This is a genomic window from Ornithinibacter sp., assembly GCF_035443565.1.
Lineage (GTDB): Bacteria > Actinomycetota > Actinomycetes > Actinomycetales > Dermatophilaceae > Fodinibacter.
This window is the reverse complement of the sequence record NZ_DAORSO010000033.1, coordinates 1-22,537: the sequence shown is the minus strand read 5'-3', so window position 1 is coordinate 22,537 and position 22,537 is coordinate 1. Positions and strand designations below refer to the sequence as shown.

Genomic DNA, 22,537 nt, shown 5'->3' with positions numbered 1-22,537 from the left:
CTCCGGTGCGGCGGACGTTGACCTGCGTGCCCGAGGTCGGCTTCGGTGGTGCGGGCTCCGCCGGGCTGGACGGCGCGGCGGGGGAGCCCTTGCCACCCCCGGACGGTGAGGAGTCCTCGCCAGCCGGGGCGACGGCATCCGCGAGGCCGACCGCGACCCAGCCCGCGCGCACGGCGGCGACGACCTCGGACCGGGCGCCGTGGCGTGCGGTGGCGGCCTTGACCGTAAGAGCGGCGAAGGTCTCGAAGTCGCAGTCGGCGCTGATGTCACCGGTGATGGTGTCGAACCAGACCTGGCCGGCGGCCTCCCAGGCGTTGCCGCCGAGGGTGGTCGCAACGACGTGGAAGGCCTTGTTGGGGATGCCGGAGTTGATGTGGACGCCGCCGTTGTCGTCCTGGGTGTCGACGTAGTCACGCATGTGGCCAGGCTGCGGGTCCTTGCCCAGGCGCGGGTCGTCGTAGGCCGTGCCGGGGGCAGCCATCGAGCGGATCGCCACACCCTTGACGTCGGGGCCGAGCAGTTCGGCGCCGATGAGCCAGTCGGCCTGGTCCGCGCTCTGGCCGAGCAGGCGCTGCTTGACGAGCACCCCGAAGACGTCGGAGACCGACTCGTTGAGCGCGCCCGACTGGTCCTGGTAGTTCAGGCCCGAGGTGAACTGGGTGACGCCGTGCGCGAGCTCGTGGCCGATGACGTCGACGCTGCGGGTGAACGGCAGGAAGACCACGCCGTCACCGTCGCCGAAGACCATCTGGGTGCCGTCCCAGAAGGCGTTGTCGTAGTCGCGGCTGAAGTGCACCGTGGCGATGAGGGGCAGGCCTCGGCCGTCGAGAGAGTTGCGGCCGTAGGTGTTCTGCCAGAGGTCCCAGGTGGCGCCGAGCCCGTCGTAGGCCTCGCTGACCTCGCGGTCACCGGTGTCGGCGTCGCCCTCGCTGCGCACGAGGGTGCCGGGCAGGGTGGTGCCCCGCTCGGCGTCGTGGATGGCGCGCTGCGGGGCGTCGGCGGTGCCGCGTGCCGGGCGCGGCGGTCGCTTCTTGCGCCTGGGTGCCGCAGTGGAGGGGCGCAGCTCGATGCCGCGTGCCTCGCGCAGCTCGGCGTCGACGTCGAGGGTGGCCTGGGCGTGCGCGGCGACGTGCGGGTCGTCCGAGGAGGCCAGCGCCTCGAGGATGTACGGCGGCACGATCGTGCACAGCGGCGGGTGGGACGACGACGGGTGCTGAGCGGACGGCATACGGCCAGCCTGCCCCGAGCCACCGACACCCGCGACCCGAAGCGGGTCGGGGCTGGGGTCAGCCGCGGTCGATCTGCATGACGACGGCCTTGGGCTCGGTGAAGAACTCCCGCGAGAAGTTGCCACCCTCGCGCCCCACGCCCGAGTCGCCGACGCCACCGAACGGCGTGCGCAGGTCGCGGATGAAGAAGCAGTTCACCCACACCGTGCCGGCCCGCAGCTTCGAGGCCACCCGGTGCGCCCGCGACAGGTTCTCGGTGAACAGCATCGCGTTCAGCCCGTACCGCGTGTCGTTGGCCAGGTGCACGACCTCCTCCTCGGTGTCGAAGGAGTTGACGACGCACACCGGGCCGAAGATCTCCTCGCAGTACGGCGCGGCATCCAGCGCCAGCCCGTCGATGATCGTCGGGCGCACCACCCAGGACCCGTCCTCGGCGACCCCGCCGGTGCGGATCGTGCCGCCGAGCTCACGGGCCGACTCCACGTACGAGGCGACCTTGTCGAAGTGCCGCTTGCTCGCCAGGGACGAGAACTTCGTCGCCGGGTCGAACGGGTCGCCGATGGTCAGCGCCTCGGCCGCCGCGACGAACCGCTCCATGAACGACTCGTACAGCGAGGAGTGCACGAAGAGCCGCGAGCCCGCGAGGCAGATCTGCCCGGCGTTGCGGAAGATCGCCTCGACCGCCCAGTGGATGGCGTTGTCGATGTCGGCGTCCTCGAAGACGATGTTCGCGCCCTTGCCGCCGAGCTCGAGCGACACCGGCGCCAGGTGCGTCGCCGCCGACGCCATGACGTACTTGCCCGTCGTCGAGGACCCGGTGAAGGTCACCCGGTCGACCCGGTCGTCACCGGTGAGCGTCGCCCCCGCGGGCGCCCCGAACCCGTTGACGACGTTGAGCACCCCGGGCGGGAAGCCGGCCTCGACGGCCAGGCGCCCAAGCAGCGTCACCGACGCCGGCGTGTCCTCCGACGGCTTGATGATGCAGGTGTTGCCCCACGCGATCGCCGGCGCGATCTTCCACGACGCCATCATCAGCGGGAAGTTCCACGGGCTGATCGCCGCGACGACCCCGGCGGGGCCGAACTCGCTGTAGGTGTGGTGGCCCGAGTCCATCGGGTAGACCTCGCCGACGGCGTCGCGCTGGTGGTCGGCGAAGAACCGGAAGTTCCACACCGAGCGCGCCACGTCGTGCTTGGCCTGCTCGAACGGCTTGGCCATGTTCGTGGAGTCCATCCGCGCGAGGTCGTCGGCGCGCTCCTCCATGAGGTCGGCCAGCCGGTGGATCGCCTTGGCCCGCTCGGCCCGGCCCATCCGCGGCCACGGCCCCTCGTCGAAGGCGCGCCGCGCGCTCTCGATCGCGCGCTCGGCATCCTTCTCCGACGCCTCGGCCGCCTGGGCCCACACCTGCTGCGTCCAGGGGTTCCAGACGTCGAAGCGCTTGCCGTCGATCGACTCGACCTCTTCGTTGTCGATGATGTGGCCGAAGAACTGGAGCTCGCTCATGGGTTCACCTTCTGCGGTGGGGTGTGTTGGGTAGGAACAGCGGTGCGGATGCCGGGGGGCCGGCTCAGGTGCCGGCGCGCGGGTCTGGTGCCCCGCGGCGTTCGGCGAGGGTGACGTCACCGGCACCCCAGTGCGTCAGGGGTACCTCGCGGATCACAACCCGGATGCTGTCGACGGGGGCGTCGACCGCCTCGGCGGCGGCGTGGGTGAGCGCGGAGATCAGGGTGCGCAACTGCACGGGCGTGCGGCCCTCGGCCAAGGTCACCTCGATGAGCGGCATGGCGCTCAGCCCTCCCCGCCGTTGAGGAAGACCGAACCGAGGTTGGTGAAGTGCAGGGCGGTGCTCGACCCGGGAGGTGCGAACACGGCATCCGTCATACCGCCGGTGAGCACGATCCAGCCCGCCTCGATCGCGTGGCCGCGGCGGGCGAGGTCGTTCGCGGCGAGCGCGAGCGCCTCACCGGGGTGGCCCTGCACGGCGGCGCCGGTGGCCGAGTCGACGACGACACCGTCGACCTCGACGAGCACCGCCTCGAGCGCGAGGTCGAGCTCGCTCGGGGGGAGGCCGATCGGACCGGTGACGAAGGCACCGGACGAGGCGTTGTCGGCGGCGACGTCACCGGCGGTGAACCGGAAGTTCTTGTAGCGGCTGTCGATGACCTCGGCGCCGCCCCACACCGACTCGACCGCGCTCATCGCCTGGGCGCACGTGATGCCGGGGCCCTCGAGGCGCTCGCCCATGACGAAGACGATCTCGGGCTCGATGCGCGGGTGGATCAGCTTGCCCTGGGGCACCGGGTCACCGACCGGCAGCACCATCGCGTCGGTCAGCCACGCGACGAACGGGAAGTGCACACCCATCCGCTGCTGCTTGGCCCGGCTGGTGAGGCCGAGCTTGACGCCGATGAGCTTCTCGCCGCGCTCGAGGCGCTTGGCGAGGTTGAGGTCCTGGATCGCGTAGCCGGTGTCGAGGTCGAGCTCGGGCCACTCGTCGGTGAACGGTTCGCGCTCGCGGCGCTCGTCCTCGCAGCGCAGCAGCTCGGCGGCGACGGACTCGATGTCCCAGCCGCCTTCGGGGGCCGCGCCGGTGGCGGATGCCGTGGACATCAGCGCACGCCCATTCCGGCGAGGTCGCCGAGGTCGACGAGGTTGCGACGCTCCTCGGCGAGCTGGAGGGCGATGTCGATGATCATGTCCTCCTGGCCGCCGACGTACCCGTACTCCCCGACCTTCTGCAGGATCTCGTGGGCCGGGACGTCGTAGCGCTCGGCGGCCCGCTCGGCGTGCAGCAGGAACGAGCTGTAGACCCCGGCGTAGCCCTGGGTGATCGACGCGCGGTCCATCCACGGCAGTCGTGGGATGAAGGGGCGCACGACGTCCTCGGCGGCGGAGAGCACCTCGCCGAGGTCGACGCCGGTGCGGATGCCCATCCGCTCGAAGGTCGCGGCCAGCACCTCGGTCGGGCTGTTGCCGGCCCCGGCGCCGAGGGCGCACAGCGCGCCGTCGATCTGCAGCGCCCCGGCCTGGTAGGCGAGCACCGAGTTGGCGATGCCCAGGCTGAGGTTCTGGTGGCCGTGGAAGCCGACCTGGGCCTGCGGCCCGATCTCGTCGATGACCGCCTTGATCCGCTCCTGCGCGTCGCTGAGCACGAGCGCACCCGCGGAGTCGACGACGTAGACGCACTGGGCTCCGGCATCCACCATGATCCGGGCCTGCTCGGCGAGCTTGGCCGGCGAGGCCTTGTGGCTGAGCATGAGGAACCCGACGGTCTCCATGCCGAGCGCGCGGGCCGCACCGAAGTGCTGGATCGACACGTCGGCCTCGGTGCAGTGGGTGGCGATGCGCGCGACCGAGGCACCGGCCGCGTGGGCGTTCTTCAGGTCGTGCAGGGTGCCGAGGCCGGGCAGCATGAGGATGGCGATCTTGGCCTGGCGGGCCTCCTCGACCGCGGCCGCGATGAGCTTCATCTCCTCGACCTTGGAGAAGCCGTAGTTGAAGCTCGAGCCGCCGAGGCCGTCGCCGTGCGAGACCTCGATGACCTGCACGCCGGCGCTGTCGAGGGCGTGCACGACGCCGCGCACCTGCTCCTCGGTGAACTGGTGGCTCATCGCGTGCGAGCCGTCGCGCAGGGTGGAGTCGGTGATCCGCAGGTCGCGCTCGCCGCCGGCCTTCGGGGTGTTGGCGAGCACGTCGGTCTCGGTCAGCTCCTCGACGACGACGGGGGCGTCCTCGGGGCGGATGGTCATGTCACCCATGTCAGACACCGGCCTTCTGCGCGTCGGCGCCGGCGCCGACGAGCGGGTCAGGGACGTCGCCGAGCTGGGCCGACGACTTCCACGTGGACGCGACGCCGAGCCGGTGGGCGACCATGATGTCGCCGACCCGGGCCGCAGCCGCGGTGATGATGTCGAGGTTGCCCGCGTAGTCGGGCAGGTAGTCGCCGCGGCCCTTGACCTCGATGGGCACGAACACGCGGGCCATGCCCTTCCAGGTGTCGCGGGCGTGGTCGAACTGGGGGTCGGCCCGCAGGTGGTAGCCGGGCACGTAGTCCTGCACCTCGGCGACCATGGCGTGGATGGAGGCCAGGATGCGGTCCTGCAGCTCACCGGGCTCGGCGGCCTCGGCGGGGATGGCGCAGAACACCGAGTTGCGCATCATCAGCGGCGGCTCGACCGGGTTGAGGATGATGATCGCCTTGCCGCGCTCGGCGCCGCCGACGACCTCGAGGGCCGCCGAGGTGGTCTCGGTGAACTCGTCGATGTTGGCGCGGGTGCCCGGGCCGGCGGACTTGCTCGAGATGCTCGCGACGATCTCGGCGTAGGGGACGGGCACGACCGAGGAGACGGCCTTGACCATCGGGGTCGTGGCCTGGCCACCGCAGGTGATCATGTTGACGTTCATCGCGTCGAGGTTGAAGTCGAGGTTGACCGGGGGGCACAGGTACGGGCCGACCGCGGCGGGGGTCAGGTCGACGGCGAGGATGCCGGCCTCGGCGTACCGCGGGGCGTTCGCCTCGTGCGCCTTGGCGGAGGTGCACTCGAAGACGATGTCGGGAAGCTCGTCCTGGGCGAGCAGCCAGTCGACGCCCTCGTGGCTGGCCTCGAGACCGAGCGACTTCGCGCGACGCAGGCCGTCGGATGCCGGGTCGACCCCGATCATCCATCGCGGGTCGAGCACGTCGCTGCGGCGCATGAGCTTGAACATCAGGTCGGTGCCGATGTTGCCGGGCCCGACGATGGCGGCGGTGCCCTTGGTCCTGGCGGGGGTGGACATGGCGCTCCTCTAGCTGTTCGGGCGGGGGATCAGACGAACCGGGCGGTGACGCTGCCGAGCCCGGCGAACGTCGCGGTGAAGGTGTCGCCGGCGGCGACGGGGGCCATGGCGCACACGGCCCCGGGAAGGACGACGTGGCCGGCCTCGAGGGTGATGCCGCGGGCGCCGACGGTGTTGGCGAGCCAGACCAGGGAGTTCAGCGGCGAGCCGAGCACGGCCCCGCCGGCCCCGGTGCCGACGACCTGGCCGTTGCGGTGGAAGGTGGCCCCCGCGAGGCGAAGGTCCACGGCATCCACGGCGGTGGGGGTGGAGCCGAGCACGACGGCACCCGAGCTCGCGTTGTCGGCGATGGTGTCGAGCAGGCCGATCTTCCAGTCGCGGATGCGGCTGTCGACGATCTCGAGGGCCGGCAGGACGAAGTCGATGGCGCGCAGGGCCTCGTGGGCCGTGACGCCGGGGCCCTTGAGCGGCTTCTTGAGCACGAAGGCGATCTCGGGCTCGACCCGCGGCTGGAGGAAGGTGCCCACCGGGATCGGCATGTGCTCGAGGTGGAAGAAGTCGTCGAGCAGGTGGCCGTAGTCGGGGTCGGTGACCCCGAGCAGCCGCTGCATGGCCGCGCTCGTCAGGCCGACCTTGTGGCCCTGCACGGTGCGCCCGGCGGCCAGGCGCTGCTCGATCTGGAGCAGCTGGATGGCGTAGGAGTCCTCGAGGGTCATGCCCTCGTAGGTCGAGGTGAGCGGCTCGAGCGGCTCCCGGGACTCGTAGGCCGCGAGCAGCCGACCGGCCACCAGCGTGCGGGTCTCGTGGTCCACGGGGGTTCCTCTCGGGTGGGGGCCTGCAGACGATGACGACGGTCTGCTGCTGACGGTGATGACGCTACGGATGCCGCGAGCGCCGCGCCCCCGCCGTTCCGCTCCCGGGAACGAGTCACCCTGACGTACTCGCGAGGAACGGTCAGGCGGTGTGCGCGCGGGCGATGCGACGGCTCGCGGCGACGAGCACGGGGACGATGCGGTCGACCTTCGGCTCGATGGCCTCGGTCGGGCCGAACACCGAGATCGACGCGATGGCCTCGCGGTGCACGATGACGGGCACCGCCACCGAGGACGCCCCGTCGAAGGACTCGCTGTGCGACACCGCGTAGCCGACCTTGCGCACCGACTCCAGGCAGCGGTCCCAGTCGGCCTCGGTCCGCACCGTCCGGCTGACCCGAGGGGGGAAGCCGGCGCGGCGACGCGCGGCATCCGCGCCGGTGTTCCAGGCCGCGATCGCCTTGCCGCTGCTCGTCGTGTGGGCCGGCAGCCGGCGGCCGAAGTGCCCGAGGATGCGCACCCCGTCGCTGTTCTCGATGCGCTCGACGAAGACGATGTCCGGGCCGTCGGGAACCGAGAGGTTCACGGTGAGCCCCGTGGCGGCCGCGACCTGGCGAAGGATCGGCAGGGCCGCGTGCCGCAGCTGGTTGCGGGCCAGGGCCAGCTCGCCGAGCTCGTAGATGTGGATGCCGAGGCGGTACTGGCCCGAGTGGGCGTCCTGCTCGACGAACCCGCGGCTGGCCAGGGTCTGCAGCAGCCGGTGTGCCGTCGACTTGGCGACCCCGAGGCGGCGGGCGATGTCGGAGACGCCCAGCTCGCCGTCGGTAGCGAAGCACTCGAGCACGTCGAGGGCGCTGCCCACGGACTTCAGGGCGGAACCGTGGGCGTCGACCCCTTGGGAACGCTTGGGGGTCGTGGCGCACCACGCCTGGTCTTGAGCAACGATCGACATGCCTTGGGCTCCTTTGCCGAGTGGGCCGATGTGATGACAATGCGGCCCGGCACGTGGTTCGATCAACGAATGCGTTCCACTGAGCGGAACGAACCCCCTGTGTCGTTGCTCGCACGCGCCGCCGCGATCGTCGGGGCGTTCGACGACCGCGACCCCGTGCTGTCCCTCGCCGAGCTGTCGCGGCGCACCGGGCTCCCCAAGTCGAGCGTGCACCGCATCGTCGCCGAGCTCGTGGCCCTGCGCGTGCTGGAGCGTCAGGACGCCGGCCCGTCCGGCGAGGGCTACCGGCTCGGGATGTGGCTGTTCGAACGTGGCGAGCTCGTGCCGGCGCACCGCACGCTGTCCGAGGCGGCCCTGCCGATCATGGAGGACCTTCGGGAGGTCACCCGCCAGCGCATCCACCTGGCGGTGCTCGAGGGGGTCGACGTCGTGTACGTCGAGATCCTCGGGTCCAGCGGCGCCGACGTGGCCTCACGCACCGGTGGCCGCTTCCCCGCGCACGCGACCGGGGTGGGGAAGGCGATCCTCGCCTACAGCCCGGCTGCGACCGTGCGGGCCCGCATCGACGCCGGGCTGCCGCGCCTCACCCCGCGGACCATCACGACACCCGGTGGCCTGACCCGGGAGCTGCGCAAGATCCGCTCGGTGGGGATGGCCATGGACCTCGAGGAGTCGCACGTCGGGGTGTCGTGCGTGGCCGCCCCGGTGTTCGGCGCCGACCGCAAGGTCCGCGCCGGGCTGTCGGTGACCGGCCCGACGAAGGCCGTCGACCCGGGCACCCTCGGCCCGGCGGTGCGCACCGCGGCGTTCACCCTGAGCCGCGTGCTGCGCGAGTCCGGCCTCTGACGGCATCCGGATGCCGTGACCTCGCCGTGAGTGCGGAAGTGGTCGCCAGAGCGACCACTTCCGCACTCACGGCCAGGATCTCAGCGCTTGATGAGGGGGGATCGGACAGCGCCCGACTCCTTGTCGCCCTCGTTGAAGAAGTCCTCGCGGTGGATGTCGCGCGGGAAGAGCCGCTTGGACATCAGCGTCTTCAGCGCGGCCTCGACCATCGGCGGAGGGCCGCACAGGTACCCCGAGGACCCCGACAGCGTCGGGTGGTCGGCGGCGATGACGTCGGTGACCATCCCGAAGCCGTATGCCGTGGCGTCACTTCCGCAGTCGGCCTCGGTCTCCTCGGACAGGCACGGTCGGTAGGTGAACCGATCGGGGTGCTGCGCCGCCAGTGCCTGGAAGTACTCCACGTCGTAGAGCCACTCCCTGCTCCGACCACCCTGGTAGAGGGTGAGGTGACCGGCATACGCGTCGTTCTCCAGCGCGTGCCGGATCATCGACTTCAGGGGTGCCAGGCCCGTGCCGCCCCCGACGAGGATGGCCGGGCGGTCGTCGTCGGTCTTGAGCACGAAGCGACCGTAGGGCCCCGAGACGCTCACGGCATCCCCGACCGACAGTCCACCGAACACCCAGCCGTCGGTGCCCCGGCCTCCGGGCACGTTGCGCACGTGGAACTCCAGCCGTCGGGTCTCGGTGGGCGGTGAGGCGATCGACCAGGTGCGGTCCACGACCGGGAGCCCGTCGCGCGCCGGCACCGAGAACTTCAGGTACTGCCCGGCGTTGAAGGCGATGTCGCGGTCGAGCTCAACGACGAGGCGCCGGGTCTGCAGCGCGATCTCCTCCAGGGCCACGACGGTGCCGGTGAAGTCCTGCACCGGGTGCACGGGCATGCTCTCGTCGACGTCGATGTCGGCCTCGATGACCACGTCGGAGCGCGGGCAGGCCACGCACGGCAGCAGCTTGCCCTCGTCGCGCTCGTAGTCCATGAGCGCGAACGAGCTCGCCGCCCCGTGGTCAACCTCACCGTCGACGACGTCGGCCTTGCACGTCGCGCAGGTGCCGTGGGTGCACGAGTGCGGCAACCAGACCCCGGCGCGCAAACAGGCGTCGAGGATCGACTGGTCCTCGCGGCACTGCACCTCGCGGCCGAGCGGCTCGACGGTGATCGTGTGGGTCTGGGTCATGGCTGCTCACTCACTCGATGGCTCGCTCACTCGTTGACGTGGTCGGGGGTCTGCTGACAGGTCCCCCGACTTCGTGCGACCTACCTACGGTTCCCGGCCCGATCGGGCAGGAAAACCGTGGCCAAGTCGCACGAAGTCGGGGTGAGGAGAGGTCGGATGCCGGTCCGACGAGGTTCGCTGGACGTCGCCTCAGGCGACGACGCGCATCCCGATGACGTCCTTGTGCTCGACGCCGATCTCCTCGAGGGTCTGGTCATCGCGCGGCGTGAACTGCTCGCCGTGCAGGGTCCACACCCGCTGCGCCGCCGGATCGAAGTCCGGGTCCTCCTCGGCGTACGGCACGACGAGCCCGTTCCAGAAGTCACCCCAGGTCATCGCCTTGGGGGCCCGGAAGCACGCCGAGGCGCAGAACCACATGTTGCCCTGGAACCACAGGTGCACGAGCTGGTCGTCGCCGTACAGCTCCTGGCGAGAGCGGGACGGGAACTCGTACGTGCCGATGCTCTTGACGGCCATGGTGATCAGCCCTCCGATCCGATGTGGGAGTGGTCCGCGGCGTCGTGCCACGTCTGCCAGTTCTTGTCGTCGACCGAGCCCTTGTACTCGCCGCCGTCGCCGTCCTGGATGCCGTACCAGGTCAGCACGTCGGGCACCGTCGGCCCGCCGCAGTTGCCCTGGTAGATCTGGTGCACCGGCAGCCACGCCTGCACGTACTTCTCGGGCTCGCGCTCGAAGATCCACTGGCACCCGTTGGAGCAGGTCTGGAACTTCTCGCCGTTGTAGACCGACTCGCGCTGGCACAGCGTCGTCGGGTCGCCGGGCTCGGTGAAGAGCATCGGCACCTGACAGACCTGGCACAGCTGGGGCAGACCGCGCACGAAGTGCCGCCCGCCGGCCTCGATGTTCTTGGCCTCCTTGTCCCACAGCGGCCTGTAGAGCTGGTCGAACGTCTCGGTGTAGTTCTCCGAGAGCCACTTCTGCGCGTCGGCGTCGGGCACGGTCGTCGTGAAGGCCGCCGCGTGGGAGAACTGGTAGAGGGTCCAGTACACCTGGTGGGAGAGGATCTCCTTCTCGGCGATGGCGTCATCCACGTGCATGGGCGGGCGGATGCCGTAGAACGCCAGGTCCTGGAACAGGCCACCGAGCATCTGCTCCTCGAAGTAGAGCTCGAAGGCCTCCTTCCAGCTCATGACCTTGCGCGGCAGCATGTAGTCGAGCATCTGGGCGACCAGGGCGGTGACCCGGTACCCCCGCCAGAACCACTTGTCGATCCACGCCTGGACGATCGGCACGTTGGCCTCGTCCTGCTCGAGCAGGAACTTGATCGCCTCGAGGCCCAGCGTCATGTGCCGCGACTCGTCGGACTGCGCCGAGAAGCCGAAGGTCATCGTCGGCAGGTCGCCGTTGAACGAGGCACCCGACATGAAGGGCACGAACAGCAGGTTGGTCAGCAGGTACTCGAAGGAGAACCCGATGGCGATGAGGAACTCGAACGGCCCGGCCGACAGGGCGTCGTCGAAGAACGACTTCGGCACCGACAGGTACCAGACCCGGTCATGCTGCTCGAGGTAGTTGTGGAAACCGCCGTAGTACTTGTTGTAGTTGCTCAGCGTGTGGATCTCGGTCTGCGTGTGCCGCATCTCGTCGATCGACTGGCACAGGGCCGCGAACCGCGGGCCGGGCCCGTCGAGGTGACGCGCGAGGTAGGCGAAGTTGCGGTGGGCCTGGTACTCCAGCGGCGTCACACCCTGGAGAAAGAGCTTCATCGCGTTGAGGTAGGAGGCCTCGGTCAGGGAGAGGTGACCCTGGCTCTGGGCGAACCCGTCGAGCACGGCATACAGGCGCTTGTCCTTCTCGGCCTGGTACTTGGTGTACGAGTCGACGGTGAGGCGGAACGGGTCCTCCCACTTGCTCCAGTCGTGGATCTTGATGCCCTCGAACTCGGTGTGGGGAAAGACGTCCGAACGGTCGACGTAGGAGGGCTCCCAGTCCAGGTCTCGGGTCAGCGCCTCATAGCGCTGCTTCATCGTCAGCTTGCGCGGGGCCTTGGGGGCGATCGTCATGTCAGCCAGCCTTTCTCAGTGGTCCCAGGCGATGACGATCTCGTCGTCATCCCATTCCTTGATGTGCCCGAAATAGCTCACGATGGCGAGCTGGAACTCGTGGGTCTCCCACTCGCGGCCGAGGCGTTCCTCGACCGACTCACGGGTGACGACGAGGCGACCGGGTGCGGTGATCCGCACGAGCCCCGGCATGTGCTGAACCGTGCAGCCGTCGTTCGTGGCCTCGATGGCCTCGACGACCGAGCGGTTGGCCTCGCTCTCCTGGATGTCCACACCGACGGTGCGGGTGGAGGCGGTGGTGCTCATCGTGTCGTCCTTCCGGGGTCAGGCGGTCAGCGCCGCGACGGCGTCACGGACGGTGGTGGCGGTGGCCTCGACGTGGGCGGCAGCACCGGCACCGACGAGCTCGTCGGCACGGGCGGCGAGCGGGGCGATGGCTGCATGTGCGGCTGCGAGCGCCTCGGTCGTGGTGGCCGCGAGGAGCGCCTTGTTCGCAGCACCCGTCTCGGGGTCGGCCACCCATGCCTTGTACAGGGCGTCGACCCACTTGCGCTGGTCGGTGAACCACGACGCCTGGTGCTGGGCGAGCAGGCTGTACGACCCGGCGCCGGCGTCGATGGCGGCATCGTCGAGGTGACCGAAGAACAGCCCGTAGATGAGCCGGTCGAGCACGTCGAGGCGGATGAGGGCCTTGCCCCAGTCCTTCTCGAGGAAGAGCTCCTCCATGTAGCGGCGCAGCCCCTGCAGCGAGGCGTCCTCGACCCATCGGGTCTTGGCCTCGCCGAGCAGTGCGGCGGTGCCACCGTCGAGGGCGATCCCGATACGGCTGACGGCCTGGGCGTTGCCGATCCGGTCGAAAGCCGCATAGGCGGCGCACTGGGTGATGGTCGTGCCGAAGCCGAAGCGCGCGATGTCGCACGAGACCATCTGGGCGCCCGACTCGTAGTGACGCAGCGGCACGAGGAGCTCACCCATGAGCGCGGACCAGGCGTCCGGCATCCGGGAGAGGAGGTCGCGCTTGTCGAGGTAGTCGAGCGTGGAGGCCACGGCATCCGCCATCGCCGCCCGGGAGGTGACGTACGGGGCGTAGTAGTACTGGCGCGGGTCCGTGAACGAGTACGGGTCGGTGAGCCGGAACGCGCTGAACGCCTCGTCGTAGATGTCGTGGGCGGGGTCCCACAGGGGCCGGTAGTGGAAGTTCTCCTTCGGCTGGATGCCGATGGAGCCCTCCTCGTAGCGGGATGCCGGGCGGTCGCCGTAGCGCTCGACGAGGTGGGTGAACGTCTTTCGTGGCGGCTCGATGACCTGGGTTCGGAGCTCGTACTGCACGGTGCCTCCTCGGGGCGGGTCCTGCGGATCGGTGTGACGAGGTGGTCGAAGGTGGTGGGCTGCCGCGAGTGGGGCGGTCGCCGGTGCGGTTCCCGGGCCGGTGGCTGGTGCGGCCGGTCAGGGAACGTGGTGGTGGCTGACGCCCGACTCCACGAGCAGGCGCACGATGAGGTCGGGCAGGGCGTCGGGCCCGTCGAGCTCGTGGGGAAGCTCGGACTCGAAGCCGTCGCCGACAAGACGCCCGTATGCCGTGCCGTCCTCGAACGTCGTCGACACGCGGGCCGCTCGCCCGGCATGGGTCACGCTGAAGGCCAGCTCGTGCGGGAGGGTCTCGTCGACGAGCTGGAGCCGGTCGTCGGCCTGGCCGAGGATGGCGTTGGCCTCGCTGACGAGCTGCTCGGCGAGCGAGCGGATGGCGACCTGGCGGTCGGCTCCGGTGCCGGTGGCGATCCGCCGGCTGATCCGGGTCTCGGGCATCGGGGCGAGCTCGTCGAGCTCGGGAAGCTGGTCCTGCGGGGTGCCGACGATCTCGGCGACCCGGAGCATGAACGGGGTCATGGGGTGTCCTCTCCGTGCGTGAGTGCGGCGGCGACGGCATCCGCGCCAGCCGTGGCGACCTGCTTGTCCTGGACGGCCGAGCCGCCGGAGGCGCCGACCGCCCCGACGAGCGCACCGTCGACGAGCACGGGAACCCCGCCGCCGAAGGCGGCGACCCGGCCACGCTGGGCGATGCCCTCGCGCACGGCATCCTCATTCGAGATGGCCTCGTAGAACTCGTCGGTGGGGATGCCGTTGAAGCCGGCCACGGTCCATGCCTTGTCCTGCGCGATTCCGCCGGAGAGGGCGAAGGCGCCGTCCATCCGGGCGAAGGCGAGCAACCCGCCGGTGCTGTCGGACACCGCGATGTTGAAGGCGCCGCCGATCTCGGCGGCCCGCGCCAGAGCGGCGTCGAGCGCGACCCGGGCCCCGGCATACGTGAGGTCGTGGTGGGTGCGGACCAGCATCGGTGCTCTCCTTCGGCGCGTGCGGGCAGGGGCCATCGCGGTGACGGCGGCCGGTTGGTGGGCCGCCGTCACCGTGACGACGGGGTCGATCAGGTCAGGACCGAGGTGAACGCGTCGTTGAGCTCGCGAGCGTGGTAGAACACGCCCTTGCCCAGCGCGTCAGGGGTCCAGACGTTCATCGGGCGGTCCGGGTAGGCCAGGTAGCCGCCGGCGAACACCTCGTTGCGGTTGCCCGAGGGGTCGAAGAAGTAGACGGTCTGGCCACGGGTGATGCCGTGACGGGTCGGGCCGACGTCGATCGGCACGTCGTCCATGGAGAACAGGTCCGCGGCGCGGCCGACCTCGGTCCAGTCGCCGAGGCGGAAGGCGAAGTGGTGCAGCTTGCCCTGCGGGCCGGCGAGCACGGCGAGCTGGTGGATCTGGGTGGAGTTCGTCATCCAGGTCGCGATGATGTCGGCGTCGTCATCGAGGCTGGTCTGCACCCGCTCGGTGGCGTAGAAGCCGAACACGTCGGTGAGGAAGCGGTCCATCATCCCGGGGTCCTCGGCGGTGATGAGCGAGTGGTCCAGGGCGGGGACCCCGACGCCGACGAGGTGGCGGGGGAAGGAGTCCGGGTTGTGCGTGCCGACCTCGGTGCCGATGAGGGTGGCCTCGTGGTAGACCTCGAAGACGTGGTCGGACGGGGTGGTGAACCGGATGCCGTCGCCGATCTCGGGGTTCTCGCCCTTGCTCATCCGCTCGACGGTGACGCCGAAGGTCTGGGCCTTCTTCTCGATCTCGTCGATGTCGGAGGAGTACTGCACCTTCCAGCCGTACTTGACCAGGCCGACGCCGCCCTCCTCGAGGACGACCGAGTGGTGGTCCCACTCGTCCCAGGCCTTGTAGTAGACCTTGTTGCCCTCGGAGAGGGTTTCGTACAGGCCCATCGTGTTGGCGTAGTGGTCCTTGGCCTCGGCCAGGTCGGTGACGCGGACGTGGGCGTAGCCCAACCTCATGACTGCCATTACTGCTCCTTGGGGGTGGTGCCGGCCATCAGGCCCGCGGCTGCGTGGGCCTCGGCGCGCTGCCGGGCCTTGTCGTTGATCATGTGCAGGAAGGTGTTGACGAGACGGACGTTCTCGCCCCGCAGCTCGATCGTGATGTCGGTGTCGGGCACGGCCCGGCACGTCAGGCAGGTGCCGTCGAGGTGTTCGTCCTCGGTGAGCACCGTGTCGGCGACCGGGTGGTCGTAGCGGAACTGACCCGAGCGGCAGTCGACCTTGCAGATCGCACAGCCGCCGCGACGGCATCCCACCGTGTACGCGAAACCCGCCTTGTACAGACCGCTGAGCACGGTCTCTCCGGGCTCGAGGTAGATGACCTCGCCCGTGGGGTGGATCGTCACGGTCGGCACTGCCGCTCCCTTGCGCTCAGTGGTGGCGACGCCATGTCGCTCACATTGAGAGTCGCGGGGTGCGGGGGGTGGGACCACCCACGTTCCGTGGAGAGGAACGTCAGCGGCGCAACGCGGCGGCCATTCGCTGCTGGGCGACCTCCGAGTGGAAGAGCAGCCCGGAGAGCCGCGCCATCTCGTCGCCGTGGCTGTCGAACTGCGCGACGAGGTCGGTGGTGAGCAGGCGCTTGGCCTCGACCAGGCCCTGCCGGGCACCCGCGCGCAGGTGGTCGAGCACGCGCGCGACGACGGCATCCATCTCGTCCGCGGGGGCGACGTGCGTGACCAGGCCCTGGTCTCGGGCCTCGGTGGCGCTCACGCTGCGGCCGGTGAGGAACCAGTCGGATGCCGCGCGCGGGCTGAGGCGGGCGCGCAACGGGATGGAGATGACGGCGGCCGCCAGGCCCAGGCGCACCTCGGTGAGCGCGACCGTGACCGAGTCGGCGCACACGACGATGTCGCTGGAGGCCACGAGCCCGAGGCCGCCGGCTCGCACGGGGCCGTCGAGCCGGGTGACGACCGGGACCGGCGCCGCGACGATCGCGCGCTGGAGGGCGATGATGCCGCGCGCGGACTCGACCATGTCGACGGTCGCGGCCTCCTTGAGGTCGGCGCCGGCGCAGAACACCGGGTGCGAGCTGAGCAGGAGGATGCCGTGCAGCGACTCGTCGGCGCCCGCCTGCGCGAGGTGGTCGGTCAGCTCGGCGATGAGGCGACGCGAGAGGGCGTTGCGGTTGGCCGGGGAGTCCAGGGTGATGACGGCGATGCGGTCGTCGTCGGCCCGGTGCACCAGTGCGTCGCTCACCCTCCGACCCTAGCCCCGACTTCTTGCACTCCAGCCACCGCACCGCCCGCGACTTCTTGCACCCCAGCCACCCACACTGCGCGGGTGTCAGCGGCCGTCGACGAGCCGCGCCAGGTGGGCCCGCACCACGGCGTCGACCAGCTCGGTCGGGAAGGGCTTGTTGTAGAGCAGCTTCAGCGTGCTGGCACCCGAGCTGTGGGTCGCCAACGCCGGCGTGGTCTGCGGGTCGAGGTCGCGCTCCTCGGGCAGGGGGTAGATCGCCAGGTGCGCCTTCCAGGGAGCGGCGTGCAGCAGACGCTTGCCGTCGACGAGGAAGACGGGCATGGCGTACGAGATCTCCTGGGTCGCCTCTGGTGCGTGGTGCTGAACGATGTCGCGCAGGATGCCGTAGAACTCACGCCCCGCGTCGCTTGCCGACGCGAGGTGGTGCGCCACGGCATCCGGCACCGGTGGTCGCGAGGTGGATGCCGGAGTCTCGTCTGGCGTCGTCGGCTGATCTGACGCTGGTCCTCGGCATCCGGGGGAGTCAGCCATGCCCGTCATCCTGCCCCCGCCTCGCCCGACTTCGTGCGACTTGCGTGCGGTTGCGGGGCCACAACGGGCGATTCAGCGCACCGAAGTCGCACGAAGTCGGGGAGTTGCAGGTGGCTGGGGTGCAAGAAGTCGGGGGTGGTCAGCCGTAGGTGTCTCGTGGGCCGCGTCCGTCGTTGGCCCGGCGCTGCCCGCGCGACCACGACGGTGCCCCCGGCCCGAGCACCCGAAGCTCGCTGACCGTGCCCTCACCGACGTCCTCGGCCAGGCGGGCCAGCAGGCTCGAGGAGAGCAGCCGCAGCTGGGTGGCCCACGCCGTGGAGTCGGCCCGCACCGTGAGCACACCGTCCTCGAAGACCACCGGGGCACAGTGCAGCGCGATCTCCGGCCCGACGATCTGCGGCCACCGCCCGATGACCGCCCCCACGGCCACGTCGACGGCCCATCCACGCTCGACGACGAACTGGTCGAGCTGCTCCCCGAGCAGCTTCGGGTCGCGACCGGTGCTCGTGCGCTCGCCGACCGGCACGTCCTTGACCCGGCGACGCGGGCGCAGACCCGGCCGCAACCCCTTGGCCTTGGCGGCGGCCCGCGCCCTGGCGAGCGCGGCGGCGGCCGCCTCCCCGGCATCCCCGATCGTGAGGTGTTCGGGCTCATCGGAGGTCGGGGTCGACTCTGCCGGGGAAGCCCTCTCCTCGCTGGACGAGCGTTCTCCAGGAGAGTGCGGCTTCATCGGGTCACCCGATACGGCGTCAGTCACGTTCGCTCACCGACCCCAGCGTCACCGAGAACGTGCGCCCCACCAGGTCGGTCGGCACGTCGGCGGGCACCGCGGCGGTGATGATCACCTGCTCGCAGTCCGCCACCATCGCGGCCAACCGCTCGCGCCGCCCGGTGTCGAGCTCGGCGAACACGTCGTCGAGCACCAGCACGGGGTCATCGCCGAGGTCGGTGCGCAGCAGCTGGTAGGCCGCGAGCTTGAGCCCCAGCGCGAACGACCAGCTCTCGCCGTGGCTCGCGTACCCCTTGGCCGGCAGCTCACCGAGCCCCAGGATCACGTCGTCGCGCTGCGGCCCGACGAGGCACACCCCCCGCTCGATCTCCTGCGCCCGCACCTCGGCCAGCGTCGCGAGGATCTCGCTCTCGAGCTCGTCGACCTCGGGCACCTCCCCGGCCGCGATCCGCTCGGCGGTCTCGGCGCGCAGCGACGACTTGTACGTCAGCGTCGCGTTCGCCGGCCCGGCACTGACCTCGTCGTACGCGGCCGCGAGGAACGGGCCGAGGTCACGCAGCAGCCGCAGCCGTGCGTACAGCAGGTGCGACCCGGCGCCGGCCAGCTGGGAGTCCCAGACATCCAACGTGTGCAGAGCCGAATCACGTTGTGCCGCAGCCTCACTGCCCAGCTCGGATGCCGTCCGCGCACCTCGGCGACCACCTCGCCGCAGCACGGGGGCGGCGGACTTCAGCAGGGCTCCGCGTTGGCGCAGGATCTTGTCGTAGTCCGAGCGCACCCCGGCCCACCGTGGCTGCCGGGCCACGAGCAGGTCGTCGAGGAAGCGCCGGCGCTCACCGGGATCGCCCTTGACCAGGGCGAGGTCCTCCGGGGCGAAGAGCACGGTCCGCAGGGTGCCCAGCACGTCCCGCGGGCGGGTCAGCGGTGAGCGGTTCAGCCTGGCCCGGTTGGCCCGGCCGGGGTTGATCTCGAGCTCGATCATGCTCTCGCGCCCGTCGCGCACGACTGCACCGCGGATGACGGCCTGGCTCGCGCCGAACCGCACGAGCGGGGCGTCGGTGGCGACCCGGTGGCTCGACAACGAGGCCAGGTACCCCAGGGCCTCGACGAGGTTGGTCTTGCCCTGCCCGTTCAGGCCGACCAGCGTGGTCACCCCCGGCTCGAGCGGAAGCTCGGTCGAGGTGTAGCTGCGGAAGTCGACGACGCTCAGGTGCCGGACGTGCACCCGGGATCAGCTCTTCTTGGCGGCACGCTTTCGCGTGGATCCCGCACCGGACGACGGGCCGGCCGCAGCGGCCTCGCGACCCTTGGCAGCGGCCGCCTTCGCGGTGCGCGGGGCCTTCTCCTTGGCCGCCGCCTTCTTCGTGGCCGCGGCGGCCCCGGCCTCAGCCGGCACCCCGGTCCGCAGGGCCTCACCCTCGGCCGTGGTCATCACCTGGTGCCCACCGAACTCACCGCGAAGAGCGGCGACGGCCTGCATCGTCGGGGAGACCTGCTGGCGGGAGGCGAACCGGGCGAACAGCGACGCGGAGATCACCGGCATCGGCACGCCGAGGTTGATTGCCTCCTCGACGGTCCAACGGCCCTCGCCGGAGTCGGTGGTGTAGTCCGAGACGTCGGCCAGGCCCGGGTTCTCCTCGAGGGCCTTGACCATCAGGTCGAGCAGCCAGGAGCGCACCACGGTGCCTCGGCTCCACGCCTTGAACGCCCCCGGCACGTTCTCGACGATGTCCTTCTTCTCGAGCAGCTCGTAGCCCTCGGCGTAGGCGTGCATGAGGCCGTACTCGATGCCGTTGTGCACCATCTTCGTGTAGTGCCCGGCCCCCACCTTGCCGGCGTGCACGAACCCCTCGTCGCGCGGGCCCTCGGGGCGCAGCGCGTCGAAGATCGGCATGGCCTTCTTCACGTTGGCGGCGGTGCCACCCACCATCAGGCCGTAGCCGTTGTCCAGGCCCCAGATGCCGCCGGAGACACCACAGTCGAGGTAGCCGATGCCCTTGGCCTTGAGCAGCTTCTCGTTCTCGAAGTCCTCGGTGAACTTGCTGTTGCCACCGTCGATGACGAGGTCGCCCTTGTCGAGCAGCTCGGCGAGCTCGGCGACGGTGTCCCGGGTCGGTGCACCGTGCGGCACCATCACCCAGACCACGCGCGGAGCGTCGAGCTGACGCACCATGTCCGCGAGGGACGACGCGTCGGAGACCGCCTTGTTGCGGTCGTACCCGACGACCTCGTGGCCGGCGCGGCGGATCCGCTCGCGCATGTTGCCACCCATCTTGCCCAGACCGACCAGACCCAGCTGCATGTCGTGACTCCTCGTGGTGGTGGTGACGCGTGTCCTGCTGTGGGGTGTGACGGAAGGCGAGTGGTCGGGCGGGGCCAGGGGTGCCGCGACCTCAGCTGGCGAACCGCACCGGCATGAGCACGTAGCGGTAGGACGTGTCGGCCTCGCCGTCCTCCTCGGCCTGCCCGGTGAGCACGGCGGGGCGCGAGGCCTGGGTGAACGAGATGCGGCTGAACGGGGTGCCCACCGCACCGAGCCCGTCGAGCAGGTAGGTGGGGTTGAAGGCGATCTCGATCTCAGGGCCGGTCAGGGTGGCCTCGACGGCCTCGGACGCCTGGGCGTCGTCGCCGGTGCCGGCCTCGATCGCGACCTGTCCCTCGCTGAAGCGAAGCCGCACGGGCGTGTTGCGCTCGGCGACGAGCGCCACGCGCTTGACGGCCTCGACGAGGTCGCTGGTGCGCACGACCGACTCGGTCTCCGAGCTGGACGGGAAGATCGACGCGACCTTGGGGTACTCACCGTCGAGCAGTCGGGTGGTCGTGTGCCGCTGCCCGGCCTCGAACCCGACCAGGCCGTCGCCGCCGGCCGCGGTGCCGAGGGCGACGTCGACCGAACCGCTGGCCCCGAGCGAGCGCGAGATGTCGGACAACGTGCGCGCTGGGATGAGCACGACGTGGCTCGCGTCGGTCGCCGTCGGGTTCCAGTGCAGCTCACGCATCGCGAGGCGGTAGCGGTCGGTGGCCAGCAGGGTCATGGTGTCGCCCTCGACCTCGACCCGCACCCCGGTGAGGATCGGCAGGGTGTCACCACGGTCGGCGGCCACCGAGACCTGGGCCACGGCCTGGGTGAACAGGTGCCCGTCGATGGACCCGCTCGGCTGGGGCGCCGACGGCAGCGTCGGGTAGTCGTCGGCCGGCATCATCAGCAGGCTGAACCGCGACGAGCCGCACGTGACCTGGACCTTCGCGCCCTCGGTGACGACGTCGATCGGCCGGTCCGGCAGGTTGCGCGAGATGTCGGCGAGCAACCGTCCGAGCACCAGGACCGTGCCCGGCTCGGAGACCTCGGCCGCGACGGTGATGCGGGCCGAGACCTCGTAGTCGAAGGCGGAGAGGGTCAGCGTGCCGTCGTCCTCGGCGTGCAGCAGGATGCCGGCCAGCACCGGCACCGGAGGACGTGCGGGAAGACCGCGGGCCACCCAGGTGACCGCTTCGGCCAGGACGTCACGCTCGACGCGAAACTTCACGGCATACCACCTCGTCCGGCGCGTCGGACGCGCCCTTGCTCGTGCACAGATGTGACCCCCCGGTGAGCGGTCGCGCGGTGCGCGCGGTGCCGATGCGGACGGGGAAACCGAGACTAGACCACCCACGGCACCTGCGCGCCTGCGAACCCCTGAAATGCCCGCGGGCCGGGCACCCGATGACGGATGCCGGTTGCCATCGAGATCTCGGTGGGATGCCGTTCGGGTCGTTGTCGGGGCCGAGATGAGTTCCAGATGTCTCATCGTTGTCATAGGTCCTGTGGATCCTGTGGACGGCCGCCCATCACCGCAGGTCACCTCGGCGATCCGGGGTGTGGACCAGTCGTGGACGAGGAGTGGACGACGGTGGGTGGCCCTGTTGACACCCACGGCTCGTTCACAGGGCGTCCACGTCGACGACGCGCGTCGTCCACGTCGAGGGGGTGGCTTGTCCACCGGCATCCGAGGTTTTCCACAGGCGTTGTGGACAATCCGGCATGCGAACGCACCAACTGAGGAGGAAGTGAGGTGCACGGGAAGGGTTTTCCACAGGTTTGAGCACAGCGGTGGATGAAATCGAGCCGTGTCGAGCACGTTCACCCCGGTGCGGTCATCCACGGGTGGTGTGGACAGCCTGTGGACAACTGCGGTGCAGGAGTCAGTTCGACTGCTGCTTGATCCGGTTCGTCAGCTCGGTGACCTGGTTGTAGATCGCCCGGCGCTCGGCCATCAGCTGGCGGATCTTCTTGTCCGCGTGCATCACGGTGGTGTGGTCGCGGCCGCCGAACTGCTGCCCGATCTTCGGCAACGACATGTCGGTGAGCTCGCGGCACAGGTACATGGCGATCTGGCGGGCGGTGACGAGCACCCGCGAGCGGGACTGGCCCTGCAGGTCGTCCAGCGTGAGCCCGAAGTAGGCCGCCGTCTGGGCCATGATCGTCGCCGGGGTGACCTGGCGCGACGCGTCGTCGGGCATGAGGTCGCGCAGGACGATCTCGGCCAGGCTCATGTCGACCGGCTGGCGGTTGAGGTTGGCGAAGGCCGTGACCCGGATCAGCGCGCCCTCGAGCTCGCGGATGTTGGTCGAGATGCGCGAGGCGATGAACTCCAGCACGTCGTCCGGAACCGACAGCCGCTCCTGGATGGCCTTCTTGCGCAGGATCGCGATCCGCGTCTCGAGGTCGGGAGGCTGGACGTCGGTGAGCAGACCCATCTCGAACCGGCTGCGCATCCGCGCCTCGAAGCCACTGAGCAGCTTGGGCGGCACGTCGCTGGTGATGACGACCTGCTTGTTGGCGTTGTGCAGCGTGTTGAAGGTGTGGAAGA

25 protein-coding genes are annotated in these 22,537 nt (G+C 70.3%); 1 reads left to right on the top strand and 24 read right to left on the bottom strand.

Annotation, left to right across the window (positions count from 1 at the left end):
• The 8 genes from PLL68_RS05875 to PLL68_RS05840 all read right to left on the bottom strand — a co-directional run.
• Nucleotides 1–1,228: M4 family metallopeptidase (locus tag PLL68_RS05875; RefSeq protein ID WP_324532542.1), on the bottom strand; the 1,228-nt coding region annotated here is incomplete at its 3' end.
• Between the two features lie 58 nt (nucleotides 1,229–1,286).
• A complete protein-coding gene (locus PLL68_RS05870; RefSeq protein WP_324532540.1) occupies nucleotides 1,287–2,732 on the bottom strand; it encodes an aldehyde dehydrogenase in 1,446 nt (481 codons plus the stop codon).
• 64 nt (nucleotides 2,733–2,796) lie between these two features.
• The gene (locus tag PLL68_RS05865; RefSeq protein ID WP_324532538.1) at nucleotides 2,797–3,012 is read right to left on the bottom strand and encodes a tautomerase family protein; all 216 of its coding nucleotides are present in this window, start codon (nucleotides 3,010–3,012) and stop codon (nucleotides 2,797–2,799) included.
• Between the two features lie 5 nt (nucleotides 3,013–3,017).
• Entirely contained in the window at nucleotides 3,018–3,839 is an 822-nt protein-coding gene (locus tag PLL68_RS05860) for a 2-keto-4-pentenoate hydratase (protein WP_324532536.1), read from the bottom strand.
• Entirely contained in the window at nucleotides 3,839–4,978 is a 1,140-nt protein-coding gene (gene dmpG / locus PLL68_RS05855; RefSeq protein WP_324532534.1) for a 4-hydroxy-2-oxovalerate aldolase, read from the bottom strand. The genes PLL68_RS05860 and dmpG overlap by 1 nt, the downstream gene beginning before the upstream one ends.
• Before the next feature lie 10 nt (nucleotides 4,979–4,988).
• Nucleotides 4,989–6,005, bottom strand: coding sequence for an acetaldehyde dehydrogenase (acetylating) (locus PLL68_RS05850; protein ID WP_324532532.1), 1,017 nt, complete (start codon nucleotides 6,003–6,005; stop codon nucleotides 4,989–4,991).
• Nucleotides 6,006–6,034: 29 nt separating this feature from the next.
• Entirely contained in the window at nucleotides 6,035–6,817 is a 783-nt protein-coding gene (locus PLL68_RS05845) for a 2-keto-4-pentenoate hydratase (RefSeq protein WP_324532530.1), read from the bottom strand.
• Nucleotides 6,818–6,959: 142 nt separating this feature from the next.
• Complete coding sequence (locus tag PLL68_RS05840; RefSeq protein ID WP_324532529.1) at nucleotides 6,960–7,769, bottom strand: IclR family transcriptional regulator; 810 nt, start codon at nucleotides 7,767–7,769, stop codon at nucleotides 6,960–6,962.
• A 99-nt stretch (nucleotides 7,770–7,868) separates the two neighbouring features.
• Here PLL68_RS05840 and PLL68_RS05835 point away from each other — a divergent pair, with 99 nt between their 5' ends.
• Entirely contained in the window at nucleotides 7,869–8,615 is a 747-nt protein-coding gene (locus PLL68_RS05835) for an IclR family transcriptional regulator (protein WP_324532527.1), read from the top strand.
• Nucleotides 8,616–8,695: 80 nt separating this feature from the next.
• On the opposite strand, the gene PLL68_RS05830 is transcribed toward PLL68_RS05835, so the two are convergent.
• The 16 genes from PLL68_RS05830 to PLL68_RS05755 all read right to left on the bottom strand — a co-directional run.
• Nucleotides 8,696–9,790 (bottom strand): NADH:ubiquinone reductase (Na(+)-transporting) subunit F, encoded by a 1,095-nt coding sequence (locus PLL68_RS05830; protein ID WP_324532525.1) that lies wholly within the window; start codon nucleotides 9,788–9,790, stop codon nucleotides 8,696–8,698.
• A 189-nt stretch (nucleotides 9,791–9,979) separates the two neighbouring features.
• Nucleotides 9,980–10,306: a phenol hydroxylase subunit P4 gene (locus tag PLL68_RS05825; protein ID WP_324532524.1), complete on the bottom strand. Its 327-nt coding sequence runs from the start codon at nucleotides 10,304–10,306 to the stop codon at nucleotides 9,980–9,982.
• 5 nt (nucleotides 10,307–10,311) lie between these two features.
• Nucleotides 10,312–11,853, bottom strand: coding sequence for a YHS domain-containing protein (locus PLL68_RS05820; RefSeq protein ID WP_324532522.1), 1,542 nt, complete (start codon nucleotides 11,851–11,853; stop codon nucleotides 10,312–10,314).
• Between the two features lie 15 nt (nucleotides 11,854–11,868).
• A complete protein-coding gene (locus PLL68_RS05815) occupies nucleotides 11,869–12,159 on the bottom strand; it encodes an MmoB/DmpM family protein (protein WP_159902257.1) in 291 nt (96 codons plus the stop codon).
• A gap of 18 nt (nucleotides 12,160–12,177) precedes the next feature.
• On the bottom strand, nucleotides 12,178–13,182 hold the full coding sequence (locus tag PLL68_RS05810) for a ferritin family protein (protein WP_324532521.1): 1,005 nt from the start codon (nucleotides 13,180–13,182) through the stop codon (nucleotides 12,178–12,180).
• A 117-nt stretch (nucleotides 13,183–13,299) separates the two neighbouring features.
• Nucleotides 13,300–13,740 (bottom strand): hypothetical protein, encoded by a 441-nt coding sequence (locus tag PLL68_RS05805; protein ID WP_324532519.1) that lies wholly within the window; start codon nucleotides 13,738–13,740, stop codon nucleotides 13,300–13,302.
• Nucleotides 13,737–14,186 (bottom strand): GlcG/HbpS family heme-binding protein, encoded by a 450-nt coding sequence (locus PLL68_RS05800; protein WP_324532517.1) that lies wholly within the window; start codon nucleotides 14,184–14,186, stop codon nucleotides 13,737–13,739. The genes PLL68_RS05805 and PLL68_RS05800 overlap by 4 nt, the downstream gene beginning before the upstream one ends.
• An 89-nt stretch (nucleotides 14,187–14,275) precedes the next feature.
• Nucleotides 14,276–15,190: a catechol 2,3-dioxygenase gene (locus PLL68_RS05795; RefSeq protein WP_324532515.1), complete on the bottom strand. Its 915-nt coding sequence runs from the start codon at nucleotides 15,188–15,190 to the stop codon at nucleotides 14,276–14,278.
• Nucleotides 15,190–15,579 carry a 2Fe-2S iron-sulfur cluster-binding protein gene (locus PLL68_RS05790; RefSeq protein WP_324532513.1) on the bottom strand — a complete coding sequence of 130 codons (390 nt, stop codon included), beginning with the start codon at nucleotides 15,577–15,579 and terminating at the stop codon, nucleotides 15,190–15,192. Before PLL68_RS05790 ends, PLL68_RS05795 begins: the two co-directional genes overlap by 1 nt.
• 100 nt (nucleotides 15,580–15,679) lie before the next feature.
• Nucleotides 15,680–16,423: an enoyl-CoA hydratase-related protein gene (locus tag PLL68_RS05785; RefSeq protein ID WP_324532511.1), complete on the bottom strand. Its 744-nt coding sequence runs from the start codon at nucleotides 16,421–16,423 to the stop codon at nucleotides 15,680–15,682.
• Nucleotides 16,424–16,510: 87 nt separating this feature from the next.
• Nucleotides 16,511–16,957, bottom strand: a complete 447-nt coding sequence (locus tag PLL68_RS05780) for an iron chaperone (protein WP_324532509.1) — start codon at nucleotides 16,955–16,957, stop codon at nucleotides 16,511–16,513.
• A gap of 139 nt (nucleotides 16,958–17,096) precedes the next feature.
• A complete protein-coding gene (locus PLL68_RS05775) occupies nucleotides 17,097–17,714 on the bottom strand; it encodes a DciA family protein (protein ID WP_324532507.1) in 618 nt (205 codons plus the stop codon).
• Entirely contained in the window at nucleotides 17,707–18,912 is a 1,206-nt protein-coding gene (gene recF, locus PLL68_RS05770; RefSeq protein ID WP_324532505.1) for a DNA replication/repair protein RecF, read from the bottom strand. Before recF ends, PLL68_RS05775 begins: the two co-directional genes overlap by 8 nt.
• Before the next feature lie 6 nt (nucleotides 18,913–18,918).
• Nucleotides 18,919–19,989 (bottom strand): phosphogluconate dehydrogenase (NAD(+)-dependent, decarboxylating), encoded by a 1,071-nt coding sequence (gene gnd / locus PLL68_RS05765; RefSeq protein ID WP_324532504.1) that lies wholly within the window; start codon nucleotides 19,987–19,989, stop codon nucleotides 18,919–18,921.
• Nucleotides 19,990–20,080: 91 nt separating this feature from the next.
• Nucleotides 20,081–21,214, bottom strand: coding sequence for a DNA polymerase III subunit beta (gene dnaN / locus PLL68_RS05760; RefSeq protein WP_159902235.1), 1,134 nt, complete (start codon nucleotides 21,212–21,214; stop codon nucleotides 20,081–20,083).
• A gap of 655 nt (nucleotides 21,215–21,869) precedes the next feature.
• On the bottom strand, nucleotides 21,870–22,537 hold a 668-nt coding region (locus PLL68_RS05755), incomplete at its 5' end, for a helix-turn-helix domain-containing protein (protein WP_324532501.1).

What these genes read in the sequence shown, in the direction of transcription:
- PLL68_RS05800 (WP_324532517.1), bottom strand. Translation starts at nt 14,186, where the DNA reads ATGCTGGTCCGCACCCACCACGACCTCACGTATGCCGGGGCCCGGGTC.
- gnd (WP_324532504.1), bottom strand. Translation starts at nt 19,989, where the DNA reads ATGCAGCTGGGTCTGGTCGGTCTGGGCAAGATGGGTGGCAACATGCGC.
- PLL68_RS05780 (WP_324532509.1), bottom strand. Translation starts at nt 16,957, where the DNA reads ATGGCTGACTCCCCCGGATGCCGAGGACCAGCGTCAGATCAGCCGACG.
- PLL68_RS05840 (WP_324532529.1), bottom strand. Translation starts at nt 7,769, where the DNA reads ATGTCGATCGTTGCTCAAGACCAGGCGTGGTGCGCCACGACCCCCAAG.
- dmpG (WP_324532534.1), bottom strand. Translation starts at nt 4,978, where the DNA reads ATGACCATCCGCCCCGAGGACGCCCCCGTCGTCGTCGAGGAGCTGACC.
- PLL68_RS05865 (WP_324532538.1), bottom strand. Translation starts at nt 3,012, where the DNA reads ATGCCGCTCATCGAGGTGACCTTGGCCGAGGGCCGCACGCCCGTGCAG.
- PLL68_RS05830 (WP_324532525.1), bottom strand. Translation starts at nt 9,790, where the DNA reads ATGACCCAGACCCACACGATCACCGTCGAGCCGCTCGGCCGCGAGGTG.
- PLL68_RS05805 (WP_324532519.1), bottom strand. Translation starts at nt 13,740, where the DNA reads ATGACCCCGTTCATGCTCCGGGTCGCCGAGATCGTCGGCACCCCGCAG.
- PLL68_RS05820 (WP_324532522.1), bottom strand. Translation starts at nt 11,853, where the DNA reads ATGACGATCGCCCCCAAGGCCCCGCGCAAGCTGACGATGAAGCAGCGC.
- PLL68_RS05795 (WP_324532515.1), bottom strand. Translation starts at nt 15,190, where the DNA reads ATGGCAGTCATGAGGTTGGGCTACGCCCACGTCCGCGTCACCGACCTG.
- PLL68_RS05815 (WP_159902257.1), bottom strand. Translation starts at nt 12,159, where the DNA reads ATGAGCACCACCGCCTCCACCCGCACCGTCGGTGTGGACATCCAGGAG.
- PLL68_RS05860 (WP_324532536.1), bottom strand. Translation starts at nt 3,839, where the DNA reads ATGTCCACGGCATCCGCCACCGGCGCGGCCCCCGAAGGCGGCTGGGAC.
- PLL68_RS05850 (WP_324532532.1), bottom strand. Translation starts at nt 6,005, where the DNA reads ATGTCCACCCCCGCCAGGACCAAGGGCACCGCCGCCATCGTCGGGCCC.
- PLL68_RS05870 (WP_324532540.1), bottom strand. Translation starts at nt 2,732, where the DNA reads ATGAGCGAGCTCCAGTTCTTCGGCCACATCATCGACAACGAAGAGGTC.
- PLL68_RS05825 (WP_324532524.1), bottom strand. Translation starts at nt 10,306, where the DNA reads ATGGCCGTCAAGAGCATCGGCACGTACGAGTTCCCGTCCCGCTCTCGC.